The organism is Mariprofundus ferrooxydans PV-1, assembly GCF_000153765.1.
Taxonomy (GTDB): Bacteria; Pseudomonadota; Zetaproteobacteria; order Mariprofundales; family Mariprofundaceae; genus Mariprofundus; species Mariprofundus ferrooxydans.
Genome location: NZ_DS022294.1, coordinates 234,104 through 256,659 on the forward strand (window position 1 = coordinate 234,104; position 22,556 = coordinate 256,659).

At 55.6% G+C, this 22,556-nt stretch carries 18 protein-coding genes, 1 tRNA gene and 1 pseudogene; 10 read left to right on the plus strand and 10 right to left on the minus strand.

Annotation, left to right across the window (positions count from 1 at the left end; translation table 11 throughout):
* Positions 1-19: 19 nt before the first annotated feature.
* A tRNA-Val gene (locus tag SPV1_RS01060) sits at positions 20-94 on the plus strand.
* Between the two features lie 80 nt (positions 95-174).
* Here SPV1_RS01060 and SPV1_RS01065 read toward each other — a convergent pair.
* Positions 175-603 carry a hypothetical protein gene (locus tag SPV1_RS01065; RefSeq protein WP_009849220.1) on the minus strand — a complete coding sequence of 143 codons (429 nt, stop codon included), beginning with the start codon at positions 601-603 and terminating at the stop codon, positions 175-177.
* A complete protein-coding gene (gene ppsA, locus SPV1_RS01070) occupies positions 596-3,034 on the minus strand; it encodes a phosphoenolpyruvate synthase (RefSeq protein ID WP_407942738.1) in 2,439 nt (812 codons plus the stop codon). Before ppsA ends, SPV1_RS01065 begins: the two co-directional genes overlap by 8 nt.
* Positions 3,035-3,225: 191 nt before the next feature.
* On the opposite strand from ppsA, the pseudogene ade reads away from it, so the two are divergent.
* From ade to SPV1_RS01095, 5 genes and pseudogenes are all read left to right on the plus strand, one after another.
* Positions 3,226-4,895 (plus strand): annotated as a pseudogene (gene ade / locus SPV1_RS01075) (adenine deaminase).
* Entirely contained in the window at positions 4,879-5,427 is a 549-nt protein-coding gene (locus SPV1_RS01080) for a hypoxanthine-guanine phosphoribosyltransferase (RefSeq protein ID WP_009849224.1), read from the plus strand. Before ade ends, SPV1_RS01080 begins: the two are co-directional and overlap by 17 nt.
* 98 nt (positions 5,428-5,525) lie before the next feature.
* Positions 5,526-8,336 carry an isoleucine--tRNA ligase gene (ileS, locus tag SPV1_RS01085; RefSeq protein WP_009849225.1) on the plus strand — a complete coding sequence of 937 codons (2,811 nt, stop codon included), beginning with the start codon at positions 5,526-5,528 and terminating at the stop codon, positions 8,334-8,336.
* A 106-nt stretch (positions 8,337-8,442) separates the two neighbouring features.
* Positions 8,443-9,834, plus strand: a complete 1,392-nt coding sequence (locus SPV1_RS01090; protein ID WP_009849226.1) for a hypothetical protein — start codon at positions 8,443-8,445, stop codon at positions 9,832-9,834.
* Entirely contained in the window at positions 9,831-11,495 is a 1,665-nt protein-coding gene (locus SPV1_RS01095; RefSeq protein WP_009849227.1) for a DNA repair helicase XPB, read from the plus strand. Before SPV1_RS01090 ends, SPV1_RS01095 begins: the two co-directional genes overlap by 4 nt.
* A gap of 11 nt (positions 11,496-11,506) precedes the next feature.
* On the opposite strand, the gene SPV1_RS01100 is transcribed toward SPV1_RS01095, so the two are convergent.
* The 7 genes from SPV1_RS01100 to SPV1_RS14240 all read right to left on the minus strand — a co-directional run bounded on the left by SPV1_RS01100 (position 11,507) and on the right by SPV1_RS14240 (position 18,625).
* The gene (locus tag SPV1_RS01100; RefSeq protein WP_231288232.1) at positions 11,507-12,628 is read right to left on the minus strand and encodes a mechanosensitive ion channel family protein; all 1,122 of its coding nucleotides are present in this window, start codon (positions 12,626-12,628) and stop codon (positions 11,507-11,509) included.
* Positions 12,629-12,906: 278 nt separating this feature from the next.
* A complete protein-coding gene (locus SPV1_RS01105; protein WP_009849230.1) occupies positions 12,907-13,428 on the minus strand; it encodes an arsenate-mycothiol transferase ArsC in 522 nt (173 codons plus the stop codon).
* A 185-nt stretch (positions 13,429-13,613) separates the two neighbouring features.
* On the minus strand, positions 13,614-14,336 hold the full coding sequence (locus tag SPV1_RS01110; RefSeq protein WP_009849231.1) for an FKBP-type peptidyl-prolyl cis-trans isomerase: 723 nt from the start codon (positions 14,334-14,336) through the stop codon (positions 13,614-13,616).
* A gap of 38 nt (positions 14,337-14,374) precedes the next feature.
* On the minus strand, positions 14,375-15,922 hold the full coding sequence (gene guaA, locus SPV1_RS01115; RefSeq protein ID WP_009849232.1) for a glutamine-hydrolyzing GMP synthase: 1,548 nt from the start codon (positions 15,920-15,922) through the stop codon (positions 14,375-14,377).
* A 100-nt stretch (positions 15,923-16,022) separates the two neighbouring features.
* Positions 16,023-17,498, minus strand: coding sequence for an IMP dehydrogenase (gene guaB, locus SPV1_RS01120; RefSeq protein ID WP_009849233.1), 1,476 nt, complete (start codon positions 17,496-17,498; stop codon positions 16,023-16,025).
* 103 nt (positions 17,499-17,601) lie between these two features.
* Complete coding sequence (locus tag SPV1_RS01125; RefSeq protein WP_009849234.1) at positions 17,602-18,447, minus strand: ion transporter; 846 nt, start codon at positions 18,445-18,447, stop codon at positions 17,602-17,604.
* Positions 18,448-18,460: 13 nt separating this feature from the next.
* Positions 18,461-18,625 carry a hypothetical protein gene (locus SPV1_RS14240; RefSeq protein ID WP_155806609.1) on the minus strand — a complete coding sequence of 55 codons (165 nt, stop codon included), beginning with the start codon at positions 18,623-18,625 and terminating at the stop codon, positions 18,461-18,463.
* A 91-nt stretch (positions 18,626-18,716) separates the two neighbouring features.
* On the opposite strand from SPV1_RS14240, the gene rplM reads away from it, so the two are divergent.
* Positions 18,717-19,148 carry a 50S ribosomal protein L13 gene (gene rplM, locus SPV1_RS01130; protein ID WP_009849235.1) on the plus strand — a complete coding sequence of 144 codons (432 nt, stop codon included), beginning with the start codon at positions 18,717-18,719 and terminating at the stop codon, positions 19,146-19,148.
* Between the two features lie 21 nt (positions 19,149-19,169).
* A complete protein-coding gene (rpsI, locus tag SPV1_RS01135) occupies positions 19,170-19,562 on the plus strand; it encodes a 30S ribosomal protein S9 (protein ID WP_009849236.1) in 393 nt (130 codons plus the stop codon).
* Between the two features lie 211 nt (positions 19,563-19,773).
* On the opposite strand, the gene SPV1_RS01140 is transcribed toward rpsI, so the two are convergent.
* Positions 19,774-20,187, minus strand: coding sequence for a DUF4399 domain-containing protein (locus tag SPV1_RS01140; RefSeq protein WP_009849237.1), 414 nt, complete (start codon positions 20,185-20,187; stop codon positions 19,774-19,776).
* 109 nt (positions 20,188-20,296) lie between these two features.
* Between SPV1_RS01140 and SPV1_RS01145 the strand changes: the two genes are divergently transcribed.
* Together SPV1_RS01145 and SPV1_RS01150 are read left to right on the plus strand one after the other, a co-directional pair.
* The gene (locus SPV1_RS01145; RefSeq protein WP_231288233.1) at positions 20,297-20,812 is read left to right on the plus strand and encodes a M67 family metallopeptidase; all 516 of its coding nucleotides are present in this window, start codon (positions 20,297-20,299) and stop codon (positions 20,810-20,812) included.
* Positions 20,809-22,548 (plus strand): tetratricopeptide repeat protein, encoded by a 1,740-nt coding sequence (locus SPV1_RS01150; protein ID WP_009849239.1) that lies wholly within the window; start codon positions 20,809-20,811, stop codon positions 22,546-22,548. The genes SPV1_RS01145 and SPV1_RS01150 overlap by 4 nt, the downstream gene beginning before the upstream one ends.
* The last annotated feature ends 8 nt before the right edge of the window (positions 22,549-22,556 follow it).

Here is a 22,556-nt window from a genome sequence, read left to right on the forward strand (position 1 = left end):
GCGCGCCCCACAGAAAACCGGGCGATTAGCTCAGCGGGAGAGCACTGCCTTCACACGGCAGGGGTCGCAGGTTCGAACCCTGCATCGCCCACCATACATATTGATAAAGACTAAACGTTAAGGCTGCCAATATTGGCAGCTTTTTCTTTTTCCCGGCACTTCCCGACCACCAGGTCATGCCTCAGACCTGTTCAGGCAACATTGCAGCCTCTCCGCCAGATTTTGCAACTGCGTCAGAGCCAACTCATACTCACTTTCTAACCGACCATACTCCGTCGCCATCTCTTCGTGCCGGACAGCAGCCTTATGGTAGATCCGTTCCAACTCTGCGACACGCTCTCCATCACCCCCGGCAGATAGTGATGCAAAGCTGCGGGCAAGCTTCTCAAGCAGCTGTTTATGATCCATCACCATGCCATGAAACTGATCCAGCTTGGCACGATGCCCCGGCAAGGCTGCCTCCAGTTCAAAGATAATACCCACGACCTTGTGTTCGCAGGATTGCCAATGCTGTAAATCATCCAGCCACGCCTGATGCTCGCTATACCATCGCTCGAAATCTTTCTCGCACGCTGTCAGGTTTATTTCACTTCCATCACTCATTTGTTGCTCCCGGCTTCCTGACCAAAGCCTCTTCCAACGCCAACACATGCCGTATCGATGTCAGGACCGTATCCGGATTCAGGCTGATGGAATCGATACCGATACTCACCAAAAATTCGGCCATCTCCGGATAATCTGACGGTGCCTGGCCGCAGATGCCGGAGTGCCTGCCGTTACGTTTGGCTCCCTCCACGGCCATACGGATCATGCTCAGTACACCTGCGTCCCGCTCATCAAAATCAAAAGCAACGATCTCCGAATCGCGATCCACGCCCAGTGTCAGCTGGGTCAGATCATTGGAGCCGATGGAGATGCCGTCGAACAGTTCTGTAAAGGCGTCAATCTGAATCACATTGTTGGGGATCTCGCACATCACATAGACCTCCAGCCCGTTCTCGCCGCGCGTTAAACCGTGCGCCGCCATCGCAGCGAGTACCCGCTCCCCCTCCTCCACCCTGCGGCAGAAGGGAATCATCAGCTTGACGTTGCCAAAGCCCATCTCATCACGCACCCGCTTCATCGCGGCACACTCCAGTGCAAAGCCATCGGCATAGGCCGGGTGCACATAGCGGGAGGCTCCACGGAACCCGATCATCGGGTTATCTTCCTGCGGCTCAAATCCGCTGCCTCCCAGCAGCGTGGCATACTCATTACTCTTGAAGTCGGACATGCGCACGATACAGGGGCTGGGGTAAACCGATGCGGCAATCGTTGCCACGCCCTCGGAGAGGGTACGGACAAAGAAGTCCTCTGGAGAGTCAAAAGGTGTACTCATGGCAGCGATCTGCCGGCGCGTGGCATCATCCAGCTGCTCAGGATGGCAGATCGCCATCGGGTGAGCCTTGATAAACTGGTTGATAATGAACTCAAGACGGGCCAGACCGACCCCGTCCACAGGCAGCGAAGCAAAGCTGAATGCCCTGTCCGGATCACCCAGATTCATCATGATCTGCGTATGCGGATGACCCAGCCCCCCCAGATCCGTCTGTTCAATGGTAAAGGGTAACTCGCCTGCATAAACTACACCCGTCTCGCCCTCAGCGCAGCAGATGGTGACATCCTGCCCGTCGGACAGCGACTCTGTCGCATTGCCCACGCCGACAATAGCCGGCACCCCCAGCTCCCGCGCTACAATCGCCGCATGACAGGTCCTCCCGCCTCTGTTGGTGACAATCGCTGAGGCCCGCTTCATCACCGGCTCCCAGTCGGGGCTTGTGGTATCGGCTACCAACACTTCACCACTCTGGAATGTCGAGAGCAGGCTGGCATCATCAATCACCCGCACACGCCCGACCCCGATGCGCTCACCCACGGCTCTCCCCTGAGCCAACACTGTGCCGTGCTGCTGCAGATGATAAATCTCCAGCATATTGGCCTGTCGATGCGATGCGACCGTTTCCGGTCGTGCCTGCACCATATACAGGTAACCATCGACACCATCTTTCGCCCACTCCATATCCATGGGCCGGGTATGCCCGGCCTGAGCCGAATAGTGCGCTTCGACCTTGATCGCATAATCGGCCAGCGTCATGATATCCTCATCCGTTATACAGAATCGGGATTGCTCGACAGTGCTCGTATCCACATTACCGATATGACCGCCGGCAGAACCGCCGGCAGCATCGATATACACCATCTTTTTCTTTTTACTGCCAAGCTGTCGCTTGAGTACGGTGCGATAGCCCTTGCTGAACGTCGGCTTATGCACATAAAAACTGTCCGGATCGATCGTACCCTGCACGATATTTTCACCCAGCCCCCAGGCCGCATTGATAAATACCACATCATTGAAACCCGTTTCGGTATCCAGCGAAAACATCACACCGCTGGTACTGATATCGCTACGCACCATCTTCATCACCACCACGGAGAGATAGACCTTCGACCAGTCAAAATCGTTGTCATATTTATAGTGGATCGAGCGGTCGGTGAAATTGGATGCCAGACAGCGCTTGTAAGCCTCAATCAAGCCATCTGCCCCGCTGATATTCAGATAGGATTCATTCTGGCCGGCAAACGAAGCTTCGGGCGAATCTTCCGCCGTTGCCGATGAGCGCACCGCCAGCGACAGATCCTCGCCGTACTCGGCTGTAAGCTTTGCATAGGCGGCCACAATCTCGGCACGCAGTGTACCCGGCAGCTCGCATGCGTAGACAATCTCCCGGGCCCTGCTGCCACGCAGCTGCAGATCCTCAACATCATCGGGATCCAGTCCGTCGAGCAGATCGTGCAACGCCTGCCAGGCGCCTGCATGCGTCAGCGCATCACGATAGGCCGTCGCCGTAATGGCGAAACCGTTCGGCACGCGCACACCGGCAGATGAGAGGTGCTGATACATCTCGCCGAGACTGGCATTTTTGCCACCCACCTCCGGCACATCTGTAAGACTGATCTCATCAAACCAGCGGATGTAATCCGGCCTGTTGTCCATCACCATCTCCTTTTCCAATTCCTCATCCGTTACAGCCATGACCTGCTTCGGCATACCCGGACAGCATAGCAGGTTTGACAACATTTTGCTGCGGCCATTCTGCGATGCCAAATTGCGCAGTTTTCACCCATACAGATGGTCGGCACCTGTTTAATATGCTACTATTAGTTGCACGTGCGGAGGATCCAGACATGGAGCAGAGCAGCCGAAATCAGCTCATCAGGGGGCAGGTGGTCGACCTGGTTGCAGGCCGGGTATTTCCGGGCAGCATCGAGGTGGTTGATGGCCGCATCAATGCCGTCAACCACAGCGACAGCGCACCCGATCAATACATCGTACCCGGACTGGTTGATGCCCATATCCATATCGAAAGCTCAATGCTGCCACCATCCGAATTTGCCCGTCTGGCCTCACCCCACGGCACAGTAGCCACCGTTTCAGACCCACACGAGATTGCCAACGTGCTGGGGGTGGAGGGTATACGTTTCATGATCGAAAACGGCGGGAAAGTGCCGTTGAAATTTTATTTCGGCGCCCCTCATGCGTGCCTGCAACAGGATTTGAAACTGCCGGTGCATCGCTGCCTGCCGATGCTATTGCCCGGCTGCTGCAACAACCGGAGATCAGTTTTCTCAGTGAGATGATGAATTATCCGGGTGTGATTGCAGGCGATGATGAGGTCATGAAAAAAATCCGGCTGGCACAGCAGCATCACAAACCGGTCGATGGCCATGCACCGGGACTGCGCGGGGAGGCGGCCGCAGCATATGCACAGGCCGGTATTACTACCGACCATGAGTGCATCACCATTGAAGAGGCGCGCGGGAAGATCGCCCTTGGCATGCATATCCTGATTCGGGAAGGCTCAGCCGCTAAAAACTTCGCGGCTCTGGCTCCGTTGATTACGGAGCATCCTGCCAGCTGCATGTTCTGCAGCGATGATCTACACCCTGATGATCTCGTGCGCGGTCATATCAACCTGCTGGTCAGCAGAGCCATCAAACTGGGTTATGACCCGGTCGCCGTACTGCGCTGCGCAAGTCTCAATCCCGTGCGCCATTACAAACTGGATGTCGGCATGCTGCAGCCGGGTGATGCAGCGGATTTTCTGCTGGTGGATAACCTGCATGACTTTCATATCCACTCCACCTGGATTAACGGCATCATGGTTGCCGAGCATGGCCGCAGCCTGATTCCCCGTTGCCACCCGCTGCCGATCAATCGCTTTGGCACCAGCGCAAAATCCCCGACCGATTTCCGCGTGCCAGCCGCAGGCAGTACCATCCGAGTGATCGAGGCTGCGGAAAACCAGTTGGTGACCGGCAGCGCTATCGCCACAGCGCGTATTGCAGATCATGCAGTAGTCGCCGATACCGACCGCGACCTGCTTAAAATCGCCGTCGTCAACCGCTATCGCGATGCCACACCGGCCACGGCATTTATCAGAGGTTTCGGACTGCAGCGGGGCGCCATCGCCTCGAGTGTTGCGCACGATTCACACAATATCATTGCCGTCGGCACAAGCGATGAGCAGATTTGCCGAGCGGTAAACCTGCTCATCGCCGAGCAGGGCGGCATATCCGCCACATGCGCGGATGAATCCATGCTTGTACCGCTACCCATCGCAGGGTTGATGAGCGATCAGGATGGTTATCAGCTTGCGCAGCATTATGCCGACATCAACCGCTTTGTCCGTCAGCTCGGCGGCCCGATGCAGGCGCCGTTTATGACCCTCTCCTTCATGGCCCTGCTGGTGATTCCCAGCCTTAAGCTGAGCGATCAGGGACTGTTTGATGGTGAGACATTTTCTTTCACATCGTTATTCATCGCGGAGGCAGATACGCATGCAGCAGCAACTTGAAGAGATCAGACTTATTGAAGCGAGTGCCGAGCTGCTCTATTCGCAAGCGGAAGTGGAGGCATCGCTGGATCGCATGGCAGATGAAATCACCGCCCGTCTTGCCGGGTCTCACCCCGTCGTACTCTGCGTCATGGTCGGCGGGCTTGTTACCTGCGGTAAACTGCTGACCCGGCTGCACTTCCCGCTGCAGGTGGATTATATCCACGTCAGTCGCTATCAAGACCGGACCCATGGCGGCGATATCGCCTGGCTGGGCAGACAGCCGGAAAACCTGGCCGGACGCAATATACTGATTGTCGATGATATTCTCGATCAGGGTTATACCATGCAGGCGATCGTGGATTTCTGTTATCAGGAGAAAGCCGCACAGGTACTGACATCGGTACTGCTCGACAAGCCAGCCGCCCGCAAGGCGGAGATCAGCCCGGATTTTGCCGGCTTCTCTGTGGCTGACCGCTACGTATTCGGCTGCGGCATGGATTACAAATCGTTCCTGCGCAATGCTCCCGGCATCTATGCTGTGATGCCCTGACCCCGGTCTCCGTTCATCAGTCGGAGGCTGCAGTCACCTCCTGAAACAACACCTGACGACAAACGGCCATCTTTTGCCTATCATGCGCGACCTTTGACATGATGATCTGGAGTATGACTGTGGCCAACGATACCGCACAATCAGACAAGTTTGATTACCGACCAACCGTTTTCCTGCCGAAAACCGATTTCCCGATGCGCGCAGGCCTGCCGCAAAGCGAGCCGAAACGGCTGGCGATATGGGCAGAACAGGACATTTACGGGCAGTTGCGCGAGGCACGCAAGGACGCGCCGAAATTTATCCTGCATGACGGCCCTCCCTATGCCAACGGCAGCATTCATATCGGCCACGCGCTCAATAAAGTGCTCAAGGACATCGTGATTCGCTCTCGCTCCATGCTCGGCTTTGATGCCCCCTACGTGCCCGGCTGGGACTGCCACGGCCTGCCCATCGAGCTGAAGGTCGAGGAGCAGTTCAAAAAGAAGAAGCAGAAGAAAGAGGATATCAGCGATGCTGAATTCCGCAGTGCCTGCCGCGACTATGCCAAAGGCCAGATTGACGTGCAGCGCGAAGAGTTCAAACGTCTGGGTGTGATCGGCGACTGGGATCATCCCTATGTGACCATGGATTACCGTTTCGAAGCCAATACCGTGCGCGAAATCGGCCGTTTCCTGGAAAATGGCGGCCTGTTCAAAGGCGCAAAACCGGTGCACTGGTGCGTCTCCTGTGCCACAGCGCTGGCCGAAGCCGAAGTGGAATATGAAGATCACACCTCCCACTCGATCTATGTGAAGTTCGCTGCCGGCGAGGATTTGAGCGATATCGATGCGGCCCTGAGCGGTGATGTCTCTATCGTCATCTGGACCACAACGCCGTGGACCATCCCGGCCAATCTGGCCGTATCGGTCGGCCCCGCTATCGAATATTCGGCAGTCAGAATCACCGACAGCGGCGATAATACCAACCTCAAGGTCGGAGAGATCCTGATCCTGGCTGAAGACCTGCGTGCAGGCGTGCTCTCTGCTATCGGCGCCGAGGGCGAGGTTATTGCCCGCTTCAACGGCGGGAAACTGGATCGCCGCCGCTTCCGTCACCCCTATCTGGAACAGGATGCGCCGGTTCTGGTTGGTGGCCATGTTACGTTGGAAGCCGGTACAGGTGCCGTGCATACCGCTCCCGGCCACGGTCAGGAAGATTACGAAATCGGTCTGAAGTACGGCCTGCCTGCCTTTAATCCGGTTGGCAGCACCGGTCTGTTCGATGCCGGCACCCCGGTTGTTGAGGGTCGTCACGTCTATCAGGCCAACGCCATCATGGTCGAGCACCTGCTAAGCTGCGGTGCGCTGCTGGAAACATCCGAAATCAAACACTCCTACCCGCACTGCTGGCGCTGCCATAAGCCACTGATCTTTCGTGCCACACCGCAGTGGTTTATCTCCATGGAGACCAACAACCTGCGCGACAAGGCACTGGCAGCCATCAGTGAAACCACATGGACGCCGGAATGGGGTGAGAACCGTATTCGTGCCATGGTCGAGCAGCGCCCCGACTGGTGCGTATCGCGTCAGCGCAACTGGGGTGTACCGATCACAGCCATCCGCTGCGAAGCGTGCGGTTCACACAAGGTGACCACGCCGGCAGTGGTGGAAGGCATTGCCAAAGCGGTGGAACTCGGCGGCGCCGATATCTGGTTTGCCCATGATGCAGCTCACTTCCTGCCCGATGGCGCCACCTGTCCTGATTGCGGCGGCAATGCGTTCGCACGCGAAACCGATATTCTCGATGTCTGGTTCGATTCCGGCAGCACGCATGCCTGTGTACTGGAACAGCGTGAGGAGCTGACGAGTCCCGCCGATCTCTATCTGGAGGGCTCCGATCAGCATCGCGGCTGGTTCCAGTCTTCTCTGCTGGAGAGTGTCGGCACACGCGGCCGCGCTCCGTTCAAGGGCGTACTGACACACGGTTTTGTCGTCGACAAAAACGGCAACAAGATGTCCAAATCGAAGGGCAATGTCATTGCCCCTCAGAAGATCATCCAGCAGATGGGTGCGGATATTCTGCGCCTGTGGATTGCCTCATCCGACTATTCGGCCGACATCCGCATCTCCGATGATATCATCAAACAGCTCTCTGAAGCTTATCGCCGCATCCGCAATACCATCCGCTTCCTGCTCGGCAACCTGGACGGTTTTGACCCTGCGCACGATGCCGTAGCGCTTAGCGAGCGTACACCGCTGGATCAGTGGGTGATGCATCGCTTGTCGCGACTGGAGCGGCATGTACATGCCTGCAATGAGAGCTACCAGTTCCACCGTATTCATCAGGAGATCCACAACTTCTGCTCTGTTGATCTGGGCGGCTTCTATCTCGACATGATCAAGGATCGTCTCTACTGCGACGGGGCGGATTCCGCCCGCCGTCGCTCGGCCCGCGCCACGCTCTACGATCTGGCCGACACACTGACCCGTCTGATTGCACCACTGCTGCCGTTTACGGCTGAAGAGGCCTGGGATCACCTGCCCGGCTCCGATGAGAAGAGCATTCATCTGCAGTCATTTAAACCGGTCGCCGATAGCAGCATCGACGATGCCGCATGGGATCGCTTTTTTGCCATTCGCGAACAGGTACATACCGCCTTCGATCTGGCCAAGAAGGATAAGGTGGTCGGCTCCTCGGTTGCCGCGGCAATTACCGTGCCGGGGCTCGATGATGCGTTTGCCGAAAGTGTGGGTGAAAGCTGGGAGCAACTGTTCATCGTCGCCAAGGTTGAGGCGGGTGATGCCATCACCGTCAGGGCGGCCGACGGTATCAAGTGTCCGCGCTGCTGGAATGTCGGTACACCGGCTGATCCGGCTCACGCGGTGCACAATGAACTCTGCCCACGCTGTTTCGAGGTCGTCGCCGACTGATGCCGGTGCTCCTCTCTGCCAGACAAGGGCAGTGTAACCGGGAGCAGCTGACTGGCAGCAGGGAGTATCCGGCAACGGATCAGGCGGTGCATTGCACTCACTCGTCATGACAGCGCCATTACCAAACGCCTGCCCTGCGCCCACCCTTGCAGCTGAGCTGCCTTCACCATGGTCGACGGATCAGCAGATCTGGCGGTTGTGGACCACCCTGCACTTTCTGCCGCCGGCCTATACCCAGCAGGGCAGCCTGCGCAAAGATGATCTCAGGAAAATCGCTGCCGCCCTGAACAGTAGTGAGTACGCCGGAATCGAGTCCCTGATCATCAGCATGCAGAAGTGCGGTTTGCTCAGAATCGATGAAGGCCTGATCCGGCCGGTCACGATCAACTGGTCTGCATGGTCAGAGCGCATGCGCAGCGCTATCTATGAGATCATTCACGGCTGGGAGCGCTGGAGCAATGCAGAAGAGCACACAGCCATGAGCCTGCTGGCCGCACTGCCGGTCGACTGCTGGCTGAAACTTGATGAGGTCGTGGATTGGCTGCGCCTGCAATCGGACGGCAATCTGGTTCGCGCACACTGGCTCTCCCTGTTCACCGAGCACCCCTCGCTGGCTCTGCATGACCTGAACACCAGCCACCAGGCTATCCGCCTGCTACCGCAGTTTAGCGCTGTGCTGAATCAACAACCCCCGCTCTTTTCCGCCCCCGGCTGGCACGGTGCTGATGCAACAGCCCGTATCCACGGCTATATCTCGGCTGCCGGAGAAATTCTGCTGCCGCCGGATTGCAGGCATGATGTGCTGCCCGGACTGGCACAGGTATGCACCATGAAGTCGGTTGAGCAGATGATCACACTGCAACTGGATCAAGCCGCGCTGCAACGCATGGGCAGCGATAAAGCAGTCCTTAGGGAGACCCGGGAGCTGCTGGAGTCCGTGCAGTCGCCACTGCCGCAGCCCATTGCCTATCTGTTTGACCAACTACTCGCACAGCAGGCCGTCGCATCTGTTGCCGCCACGTCGTTGGTAGTCGTGTTAAACGACCCCTCAGCCATCCATCGGCTGCAGAAAACAGGATTCCCCTTCTCCCAGCCATTTGGCGACAAACCTGAACTCCTGTTGCTCGACACATCTGCCGATGCCCTTGCCTTCATCCGGACATGCGCCGAAAGCGGTATCATGCTGGAGACATTGATCAAACCTGTGCAGTGGATCAGCGGCACGGCCTCGATCAAGGCGTGGATGGAGATGCATGCCGACAGAACAGGCCGCTGGCTGGAGATTTGCTATCAGAAGGCGCGCAGCAGCAAACCCAAACAGCTGTTTGCCTGCATCACGGATGATTATTACGGTAAAATAGAGGTACGCCCGACCCGCAGGAGCAAGCAGGGTTATCTATGGGGAAACAGCATCATCCCTCTGGAGCCCAGACATCTGTTGCGCCTGCGCCAACTGGAGTCGGATGAGATCACAGAGCTGGGACTGGATCATTTGTGAGCTATCACCCGGAACGACCGTTAATTGTGCAGGGCGATCACTCGCTGCTGCTGGAGACGCATAACCCTCAATTTGCCGATGCGCGTGATGCCATCGCCCCGTTCGCCGAGCTGGAAAAATCGCCCGAGCATATTCACAGCTATCGTCTGCACCCGTTAAGCCTGTGGAATGCAGCTGCCGCCGGCCATACGCTGCAGCAGGCTGAAGAGGCCCTGCATCGCTTCAGTAAATACTCTATACCGGAGAATGTCCTCGAAGAGATGCGACACACCTTTGCCCGCTACGGGCAACTGGTACTGACAAAGGATAATGAATCCACCCTGCGACTGACGGTCAGTGATGCCTTTATTGCCGCCCGTATTGCCCGAGAAAAAACCATCACCGCCCTGTTCAGAGAGCAACCGGCCGATGATATTTTCCTGATTGATCCCGGGCAGCGGGGCAAGCTCAAACATGCGCTGATCATACTGGGCTTTCCGGTCGATGATCAGGCCGGTTTTAGTGACGCACCTCTGTTCGGGCTGGCACTGCGTGATACGACCATGAGCGATCAGCGTCCGTTTGCCCTGCGCGATTACCAGCAGCAGGCTGTTGATGCCTTTGTCGCCTCCGGCAGCCATGGCGTGATTGTGCTGGCGTGCGGGGCAGGTAAAACGCTGGTGGGCATGGCCACCATGGCACGCATCGGCATGCGAACGCTGATCATAACGCCGAATACGGCTGCAGCTCACCAGTGGCGGGCTGAACTGCTCGATAAAACACAAGTGAGTGCAACGGATATCGGCGAATACACAGGCAGCCGTAAGGAGATTCAGCCGATCACTATTGCCACCTACCAGATGCTCACCTACAGGCCGGAGCAAGACGGCGATATGCCGCATATCGAACTGATCACCAAACATGCGTGGGGACTGATTATTTTTGACGAGGTACATATGCTGCCGGCACCGGTATTCCGGGCTGTATCTGAGATTCAGGCACGCCGCAGGCTGGGCCTGACTGCCACACTGATCCGGGAGGATGGTCTGGAAAGGGACGTATTCTCGCTAATCGGCCCCAAACGTTTCGATCTGCCCTGGCGCGAGCTGGAGCAATCAGGTCATATTGCCAAAGCCCACTGTGTCGAGATCCGCGTTCCGATGTCACAGCATGATCATATGGCCCATGCCACAGCCGATGATGCCCGCAAAGCCTATCGCATCGCCGCCGAAAACAGCATCAAGGACAGGGTCGCCACCGCTCTGATTAAAAAACATGCCGATCAGGGCATTCTGGTGATCGGTCAGTATATCAAACAGCTGGAACGTATCGCCGCACATCTGGGCGCTCCACTGATCAGCGGGCGTATGAGCTCGCCTGAGCGGGAGCGGTTATATGCCGCATTCCGCGCCGGAGAGCTGCGTCTGCTGGTGGTATCCAAAGTCGCCAATTACGCCATTGATCTGCCCGACGCCTCTATCGCCATCCAGATCTCCGGCGCCTTCGGCTCGCGTCAGGAGGAGGCGCAGCGGCTCGGGCGTATCCTGCGTCCACAGGGTGGACCTGCCTTTTTCTATACCCTGGTCTCGGATCACAGCGAAGAGTTGAAATTCGCCGTCAATCGCCAGCGCTTCCTGGCCGAGCAGGGTTATGATTATCTGATTGAAGAGTGGAAGCCCTGAGCCGATCAGGATCACAAGCCCGCGGGCGGCTTATCTGGCGGAACATCTTGTCTGGCAACATCACCCTCATCTCCACCTGTATCGACTTCATCTTGTACAATCTCTACAAGCTGCTCGCGCAGCTGCTCAATCTGCACTTCAATCTGCTTCTTTGCCTCGCCCTCACTCTCTTTGGCCTGAGCCTGCAGCTTGCTGATCTCCTCCTTCAGGTTGATCTCGGCTTTTTCCTGCTGCTCTGCCTCTTCAGCCTTGTCGAACACCATATCCTCGGAGCTGGGAGAGTCAGGCTGCAGCACATCTTCACCCATCACCGGCAATATCTTCGTATCATTGTCCTGGCGACGCTGGTTCATGAAGCTCGGTGACACTATCTCTACACCCGCAGTGTGCAGGGCGTCGAGAATCGATTCGAACAATCTGGATCGCGAAGCCAGCATCCCTTTGACTTCGGTAAGCAATCCACTGACAGAATAGGTAATTGCGTAGTTACCCAACTCGACAATTTTCACGAATGGTTCTTCCAGATCGACATTTCGCGCTGCCTCAAGCAGCAGCCCCTTGACCTGTGTATGATGAACATCATAACCCAGCGATAACGTAGCCGTGATAATCGTGCCTGATGAACGGACAACCGTAACCGGGGTGGAAAGCATGTGGGCATTGGAGAGATAAACAAGCTCCCTGTGCTCGGTTTGCACTTCAGTACTGAACAAACCGCGTCCGACAACACGGCCAAAATATTCGCCTACACGTATAAAATCGCCCGTGCGAAATGGTCTGGTCACATGAAGCACGAGTCCGGCCATCAGGTTTGAAACAATAGTCGCGGACGAAAAGGCTATAACACCGGAGAGCAGTACACCGATAAGGGCGATCACCTGATTACGTGTGCTGTCGCTGACAGGCAGGGCCAGAGAGATCGCTATAGCTCCGGCCGCAGTCAGACCGAACATGGCGATCTGACGGTAGAGCCTGTGCTCGTTGGCCAGATCGGTGCGACGCCCCAGAAGAAACCAGTAGGCGAAAAACAGTAGCGTAAGAACAGCAGCCGCTGTTGCCACCAGTGGAATCAGGGAGAGTAGCAGTTCAAGTATGCGATTCATGGCAGGCCCGATAGAGCCCTCTTTCGCCATCAACATACCGATACGACTGAATCAGGTTCAAGCTCGCGCATATCCCCTCCTTCCCTTACAACTAGGAAAAATCAGTATAGCCCGGTTGTGATATAACAACAATAAGGATGCAAAAAACCGTGAGCTCAGGATCTTTCTGCAAAGCGCATGTCAGGCTGCGACCACCGGCACCCTGTCCACCATGCGCCGGTCGTTGATACCCGTCTCGCACGCCATGTCTGGCCGGAATATGATGATCTGATTGAGGTGTAAAAGCTGCTGTCGGAAAACGGCGTCAATCAGATGGATGACTGTGCCACCCTGCCTGTATTCCTCTTCCTGTGCGCATGCATCGCTGCGGGTATCCAGATGCAAAGGCGATTACTCATCTCGTCGCGAACCCGCCGCAGCAAAGTCAGAACGCCTTCCTCACTATCGGCATCAAGCGGGTTGGCAAATGCCCAGCAACCGCCGGGCCTGTTATCGGGAATATTCGGACAGAGCTCGTCACGCCCATCACATGAAGCAGTAGATTGATCACACATGGTGATGATATAGTCGAAACTGTCAGGAGCATCATTCCCCGGCATCACTGCTGCTATCTCCGGGGTCGTTTCGATCTTCAGCTCTGCAAGCACATTCGCAACGCGGGGATCGACAGGCTGTTCAGGCAGGCTGCACACAACAAAATGACCCTTGCCCAGATGCTTCAGCAAATGCTCAGCCAGCTGCGCCCGCAGCGGATTATCTCTGGACTGGAACAGCACCCTGATACCGGGCAGCTCCGACAAAGGATGCTGATTTCTGACCCTGTGATCCATATGCCCTCCCACGCCATTATCAGCAGCAAAGCATGCACTATAGTTATGACACTATAATGACTTCATACCCTCACCGGCAAACAATTCACCTACGCTCGCAAAGAAGAAGTCACCGTAAGTCCAAAAAAAAGCGGGCCGGCACATAAAGTGCCGGCCCGCTTGTGCATCAGACAACTTCCGATGATTTATTTGGCAGAGTTATCGGGGTTCTCTATCCCCAGCAACTCAATTTCGAAAATCAACGTGCTGTTCGGAGCGATGGTTGAACCTGCACCCTGCTCGCCATAAGCCAGATCAGCCGGAATGTAGAATTTATATTTGGAACCGACATTCATCAGCTGTACACCTTCCGTCCAGCCCTTGATCACGCCCTTGAGCGGGAAGGTGATTGGCTTACCCCGCTTATAGGAAGAATCAAATTCAGTTCCGTCCAGCAGTGTGCCGCGATAGTTGACCTTGACGTAGTCGCTCTCTTTCGGCTTGGCACCATCACCAGCCTTGAGCACTTCATACTGCAGGCCGCTTGCAGTAACGGTTACGCCCGGCTTCTTGGCATTCTCGGCCAGGAATTTCTCGCCTGCCGCCTTGTTCTTCTCTGCCAGCTCCTTCCGCTCGGCAACACGCTTCGCAGACTGCTGCTGAAAGAATGCCTTCTTTACCTTGCCAGCCTCTTCATTACTGAGCATGAGCTTTTTGCCGTCGAGTTTGTCATTGATCGCCGCCATCATCGCAGGCCGATCAAATTCGGTCGCCAGCGACTTCAAAGATGCACCGATATCCATGCCGATTGCATAACTGAGTTTGGATTTTTCATTGTCCAGTTTCACGCCTTCCGGCTTGACTGTGGCCTGCTGTGAACAGGCTGCCAGCATGGCTACGCATGCCGATGCAATAATTGTCTTTTTCATGAATCCTCCATCATATTTTTTCAACGTCTTGATCAACTCTATTCCCACTCAATGGTGGCGGGCGGCTTGCCGGAAACATCATAGACCACCCGGTTAATACCACGCACTTCATTAATAATGCGGTTGGAGACCTTGCCCAGCAGAGCATGTGGCAGCTCGGCCCAGTGAGCCGTCATAAAGTCCTGTGTCTGCACTGCACGCAGCGCCACCACCCACTCATAGGTGCGTCCATCACCCATCACTCCAACCGATTTAACCGGCAGAAAAACAACAAACGCCTGCGAAGTCTTCTCATACCACCCCGAAGCATGCAACTCTTCGATGAAAATTGCATCTGCGCGACGCAGCAGATCGGCATACTCCTTCTTCACCTCACCGAGAATACGCACCCCCAGCCCCGGGCCCGGGAACGGGTGACGATAGACCATCTCGCGCGGCAGGCCGAGAGCCACACCGAGCTCGCGTACTTCATCCTTGAACAGCTCGCGCAGCGGCTCAAGCAGCTTCAGGTGCAATGTATCAGGCAGGCCTCCGACATTATGGTGGCTCTTGATCGTATGCGCTTTTTTGGTTTTGGAACCGGCCGATTCGATGACATCGGGATAAATAGTACCCTGGGCCAGCCACCTGGCTTGCGGCAATTTCGCCGACTCCTGCTGGAATACCTCGACAAATTCGCGCCCGATAATCTTGCGCTTGGCTTCAGGATCGGTAACACCGGCCAGATGCTTGAGAAACTCGTCACTGGCATCGACATGAATCACCTTCACACCCAGATTGTCCGCGAAGGTCTGCATCACCTGCTCCGCCTCATGCAGGCGCAAGAGTCCGTTATCAACGAACACGCAGGTGAGCTGCTCGCCGATAGCCCTGTGCAGCAGTGCTGCCGCAACCGATGAGTCCACTCCGCCGGAGAGCCCCAGAATCACCTCTTCCTCGCCTACCTGCTCGCGGATACGGGCAACCGCCTCATCAATATAGTTCGGCATCGTCCAGTCTGAGCCGCACCCGCATATCTTATGCACAAAGCGCGACAGGATCGCTTTACCCTGATGCGTATGCGTCACTTCCGGATGAAACTGCAACGCGTAGAAGTGACGGGTTTCATCGGCCATGCCGGCAATCGGTGTAGAGTCGTTGCTGCAAATCACGTGAAAACCGTCAGGCAGCATGGTCACCTTGTCACCGTGGCTCATCCACACATCCAGGCCGCCGTACTCTTTATCCTCAATCCCGCTGAGCAGTGCGGAGTTACCACTGGTAACCACCTCGGCATAGCCGAACTCTCTGGTCACGCCTGTTTCGACACCGCCACCGAGTTGCGCCGCCATCGTCTGCATGCCGTAGCAGATACCCAGCACCGGTACACCCAGCTCAAAAACCAGCGATGCCGCTTTCGGTGTCTCTTCATCATAGACGGAATTCGGGCCGCCGGAGAGAATAATGCCGGAAGGATTACAGGCGCGAATTTCATCCGCAGACATATCCCACGGATGCAGCTCGCTGAACACGCCGGCTTCGCGCACGCGCCGGGCAATCAGCTGTGTGTACTGCGATCCAAAATCGAGAATAAGTATCTTGTCCATGCTTGAGTTCCTTGTGAGCGGTGGTTGTCAGGAGTAAGAGGTGAAGAGAAAGCCGCGCGGGAGTTGATACGCCCTGCTCCTTACCCTTCACCTTCCGCGATTATATATCCAGACGGTAATTCGGTGCTTCTTCGGTAATCGTGACATCATGTACATGCGATTCCCGCAAGCCGGCACCGGTGATGCGTACAAAGCGGGCGCGCTCGTGCAACTCAGCAATCGACGCAGCACCGGTATATCCCATGGCTGCACGCAAACCGCCGACCAGCTGATGCAGAATATCGCCAAGCGGCCCCTTGTAGGAGACGCGTCCTTCAATGCCCTCGGGAACCAGCTTCATCGCCTCATCCACATCGCCCTGAAAATAACGATCCTTGCTGCCTTTTTGCATGGCACCGATCGAACCCATACCGCGATAGGCCTTGTAGGTACGACCCTGATACAGAATCTTCGAACCCGGTGCCTCCTCGGTGCCGGCAAACATTGAACCGAACATGCAGGTCGATGCGCCTGCCGCCATGGCCTTGGCAAAATCACCGGAGAATTTGATACCGCCATCTGCGATGACCGGTACGCCGGCGGCACGACCAACATCAGCACACTGCATTACTGCGGTCAGCTGCGGCACACCAACACCTGCGATCATGCGGGTGGTGCATATCGAACCCGGCCCGATACCAACCTTCACCGCATCGGCACCGGCATCGATCAGATCACGCACGGCATCACCGGTAGCAATGTTGCCACCGATAATCTGGATATTGTCGCCGTGTTTATTTTTCAATTCGCGCACCTGCTCAATCACGCCGCGGGAATGACCATGCGCTGTATCCACAACCACCGCATCCACGCCGGCGGCAAACAGGGCCTCAAAACGCTCCAGCTCCTTATCACCCACGCCAATTGCAGCCGCAGCCAGCAGACGTCCGAGATTATCACGCACCGCATTCGGAAATGCTTTCGACTTCTCGATATCGCGTACGGTAATCATGCCCTTGAGGTAACCCGCATCATCAACAACCGGCAGCTTTTCTATACGATGCTCACGGAACAGCTCCTTGCAGACATCCAGCTCCACACCATGCGCCACAACCACCAGTCGATCTCTGGGCGTCATCATCTCGGATACTTTCTTACCCGGATCACGCTCAAAACGGATATCGCGATTGGTGACGATACCACACACCTTGCCGTCGGCATCCTGCACCGGGAAACCGGAAAAATTATTTTCCGCAGCCAACTGACGCACCTGTTCCAGCGTCATATCCGGCCTCACCGTCAACGGCTCCTGCACCACACCCGCTTCAAAACGCTTAACCCGACGCACCTCGGCAGCCTGTTCAGCCGGCGTCAGATTTTTGTGAATCACGCCGATGCCGCCTTCCTGCGCCAGTGCAATGGCCGCTGCAGATTCAGTCACCGTATCCATCGCCGCAGAGAGCACGGGGATATTCAGCCGGATATTGCGGGTAAGCTGGGACGATGTATCCACACCCCGCGGCATTACGCTGCTGGCCTGAGGCACCAACAACACATCATCAAAGGTCAGTGCTTCGCCTGTCACTCGCTTATCCATGCAATCATCACCTCGTCAAAATTTGGAAAGCCCGCATGATAGCGAATCATAGCGCTTATCGAAAGCAAGCACTGTCAGGCAATGATTACCCCGATCAGGCTGATCAGATATCGTCGTCCACATCCGACGCCACACGCATGTGCGGCTGCGCTGTGGCACAGTGAGGACAGTAGAGAAAATCTTCGGCTATCCGGTGATGGCATTTCTCACACTGAATCACGTTATTAATCATCCGCCCCACCCGCACAGAGATCACTGCAGTCACCATCGAAAACATACAGATTCCGGACATAATAAGTCCTGCCGCCAGCGTTTTACCTACGGCACTGTGCGGCACAAAATCGCCGTAACCCACCGTACTCATCGTCACCAGACTCCACCATGCCCCCTCAAAGGCGTTGGTAAATGTCGTCGGCTCCATTATATATATTAGATTGCCAACCAGCACAGAGATCAGAGCGATGGTCATCAGCACCCCCATCAACAGTCGCATCGAACCTCTAAGTGAAGTAAACAATGAGCGCACTACCGGGATCGACACCGCCACCCGGATAACACGCGCCAGACGCAGCAGGCGGATCACGACAAAAGCGCTTTCCGCCAGCAGCAACGGCAAGACCGTAATCAGATCGACAAGGCCGTTAAAGCTACGCATATAGTGCCAACGATTGCGGGCGGCATAAACACGCAGCAGGTATTCAACGGCAAAAGCAACCAGCACCCAATATTCAAATTGATCAATCTGGTCTTTCCACACCGCTTGCGCAGCAGCCTCCGTCGTATTCACCATGGAGCCGAACACCGCAGCGGTAATCAGCAGCAGCATACACACATTAAAGATCCGTCCTAACGGCCTCTCGACCTCGAACAGCAGCACATTCAACCACCGCCGCAGACCGACAAGTTCCTTACCCTGCTGATCCCGAGTCACCACTGCCTCACCCGCCATAGAGCACCCCCTTTCACGCACCAATCAAGGGTGCATTCCTCAAATATTTCACAATCTGCAGATAGCAAAAAACAGGCCATAAATTGTATGCAGCCATCATATCACCCGCTAAACGGCCATCCCGGCAAACCGACAAAGCCTCTTTAACATAAAAAAACAGACAAACGGCAATTGACATCAATCCTGCCTCTCCTATAATGCGCCGCCTTTGCATGACAGACCAAGCTGTTTTTGGTCAGTCAGACAAATGCACACTGGAGAAGAATTACATGGCAACCTGGACTGTTCGCCCCGGCGATATTGAACGAAAATGGTATATTGTTGACGCCACTGATCTTGTGCTGGGCCGACTGGCCACCGAGATTGCCACAGTTTTGCGCGGCAAACACCGTCCGGAATACACCCCTCATGCTGACTGCGGCGACCATATCGTTGTGATCAACGCTGAAAAGATTCGCGTTACCGGCAACAAAGAGCAGGCAAAGATCTACTATCACCATACCGGTTTTGTCGGCAGCCTGAAGAGCATTACGCTTGAGAAGCAGCGCGCAAAACATCCGGAGCGCATCATTGAATCTGCCGTCAAAGGCATGATGCCAAAAGGCCCGCTGGGCCGCTCCATGCTGAAAAAGCTGAAGGTTTATGCCGGCGGTGATCATCCGCACGCGGCACAGCAGCCTGAAGCAATGAAACTGAACTGATAGTACAGAGGAATCAATACAATGGCAGAGACAATCTTTCGCGGCACCGGCCGCCGCAAACGCAGCGTAGCTCGTGTAATCATCCAGCCAGGCAAGGGGCAGGTACTGGTCAATGGCCGCGAAGTGGAAAACTACTTCCCGATCGACATTATCCGCCAGCAGGCCTTGCTGCCTCTGGACGAAACAGAACTCGCCGGTCGCTTTGACATTCGCGTCAATGTATTCGGTGGTGGCATTTCCGGACAGGCTGGCGCAATCCGCCACGGTCTGGCTCGCGCCCTGCTTGTATATGATGCAGCTCTGCGTCCGCAGCTGAAAGCCGCTGGCTTTTTGACGCGTGACTCCCGCAAGGTTGAACGCAAGAAGGCCGGCCTGAAGAAAGCCCGTCGCGCTCCGCAGTTCTCCAAGCGTTAAGCTTTTACAACTCTATTCATCAAAGGGAAGGCTTCGGCCTTCCCTTTTTTGTTGGCCCAAAACAACCTGAACAGGTTTGCTAAACTGCACAGGCAGCGAAACCATTTCCCCGCACAATGCTGGAGACACACGGGTTACTCAAATAGGTGTGTTCAACGATGACAAATATAATTCCATCGCCACGCTATTAAGCACGAGCAACAAGAAACACTTACTTCACAGTGACAGAGATAGTATGGCTTAGCGACTGCCCGTAAGATTTTTCGAGACCGTTGGCAAACTGCAGTGTCAGCGAATGCTTGCCGGGATAGAGGTGCAGGGTCGCCTCACTTTGACCATCCTTGTAATGCAAATGCTGATGATCTTTGAAGATCACCTCTCCCATCGGCGCGGCACTGCCATCGACAATCAAATCAAAGTGCCCTGTTCCGTTAACTATCTCGCCGGCCTTGCGCACCTTCATCCCTTCAACCGCCATAACCACCTTGAATCTTTGCCCGACCGTCGCCCCGTCAGCCGGCTGAACAATCGAAACATGCGGCGGTGCCTTCGGTTCAGAACAGGCCGTCAAACCGAAAATCACAGCTATCAGAGCCACCCGGCTCAGCGATTCTTGTATATTCATCTTAAACCTCCATCCCTAGTACACCTATCCTGAACAAATCACCGCGCTTGGCAAGTCACCTGCAAGCTATAGGCTTGCCATTTGATTTACTCAGCAACAGCCACGGAGTGTGATATTGACGTCAGCCATGTACGAACCCGAGCGATTCCGCAGCCAAGCCTATCAGGAGATCATTGATCAATCAGCGGTGTCCGGCCACCTGAATATCAAACAGGATTGCCTGGAACGTATGCGGAAAGAAGCTGAAGCGGGCTATCCACTGGAAGTATGCGGCCTGCTAATCGGCACTGTCACCGGGCAAGACTGGCAAATCAGCGACATCCGCCCTGTGGCCAATCTGAACAGGGAACGCGCCGCCGACCGCTTCGCCCTGGACCCGGCCGGCTACCAGGCCATTGATCGGGAACTGCGCGGCACAGGCAGCGAAATTGTCGGGGTCTACCACTCGCATCCGGACTGCCCCGCCCGACCCTCGCCAACCGACCTGGAGAGCGCATGGGAAGGGTTTGCCTATCCCATCATCAGCGTTTGTGATGGAAAAGCCGCAGAGATTCTCTGCTGGTCGGTCAATAGTGAAGGCGATCGATTCTGCGCTGTCAACATCAACCATGGCGGTCATTCATGAAATATCTGCTTGCAACGATTCTATTATTCACACTCGGCGCATGTGGACTGCATCAACCGGTAGAGAACACCGCCACAGCCCCCGCCGCCAAAACAACTACCGAGCAGCACTCCCCGACACAGACCGACCTGAGCGGCATGCAGCCTGACTTTCTCTATCTGGCAGCCCAGAAAGCTGCCCGTGAAGGCAACCGGGAACTGGCGCTGCAGCTGCTCACTGCCCTGATTGCCAAACAGCCAAACGCGATCACCCCCCATATGCAGCTGATTGACCTGCTCATGGAGTCGGGTCGAATTGATGAGGCAGAGCAGCATATCGCACGCATGCTGAGTAACAAGGCACTACCTGCAGAGCAACGCGAACAACTCCAGCTGGCACAGTACCGCATTTATATAGCACACGATCAACCTCAACTGGCCCTTGAAAAGCTTAATACATTTCTGCAAAAACACCCTGCCCATGATACCGCGCGCACCATGCAGGCGAGTATTCTGGCAGGCCTCGGGCGCATGGATGAAGCACTGGCATCCATTAAGCTCGGCATCAAACAGCATGAGTCTGCCGGACTGCGTATGCTGCAAGCGCGGTTGCTGATTAAACGTGGTGATCTGAAGAGAGCCAAGGCTTCCTTGCTGCGTGTGCAGCACCTGATGCCGGATAACGATGCTGCTGTGCTGATGCTCAGCGCACTGGCCGCCCAGATGAAAGATCACGAACAGGCGGAAAAACTGCTTCGCGATTTTCTGGCAAACCACCCGCAAGACATACGCGTCAGTCATGCACTGGCAAAATTACTGGTTGCGCAGGCACGGCTGCCTGAGGCAATCATTGTCTATCGTAATGCAGCAAAACATGCCGGAGACTCCCCTGTGGTCTTGCGTCCGTTGGGGATGCTTTATTTCCAGGACAAGGATTACGAGCAGGCCGTACAGACCTTCCGCACACTGGTAAAACTTCAACCGGACGACAGCAATCGTTTTTATCTGGCAGCCAGCCTTGAGGCCATGGACAAGCTGGACGAAGCAAAAAGTATTTATACAAAAATTACTCATGCCTCTAAAATGTATACACAGGCACAAATACGCCTGGCTGCCATGGATCTGCAGGAGAACAAACTGAGCAAGGCCAAGGCGCGAATGCTGGCGATTCTGCATGAAAAGCCACAGCAGCTTGATGCGCACCTGCTTCTCTCCACCATCCGCCTCAACAGCAAGGAGTACAAACAGGTACTGGATGAAACAGAGCCGCTGTTGCGCCTGAAAAAACTCCCTCCGCAGCTGTTATTTAACCGCGCGGTGGCCTTTGAGCATTTCAAGAACTACGATCAGGTTGAAACCACTCTGAATCGTGTGCTGGAGCATAGCCCCAATTATACCGAGGCCCTGAACTTCCTCGGCTACACCTATGCCGATCAGGGTATCAAACTGGACAGAGCCAAGGTATTAATTCTGCGCGCCCTGCATTTAAAGCCGAATGACGGCTATTATCTGGATTCACTGGCGTGGGTTTATTATAAAACCGGCGATTACAAACAGGCGGCGGAGACACAGGCAAAGGCGATCAAGCTGGTTGCCGACGACAGCGTGATGCATGAACATTATGGTGACATCCTGTGGCGAAGTGGCAACACACAGGCCGCACAGCAGGCGTGGCGAAAAGCACTGGAGCTGAAGTCGGATCACCCGCGTCTGATTAAGGCGAAAATCAGCAAGGGACTGCCGCCCGTTGATCACTAAAACATCCC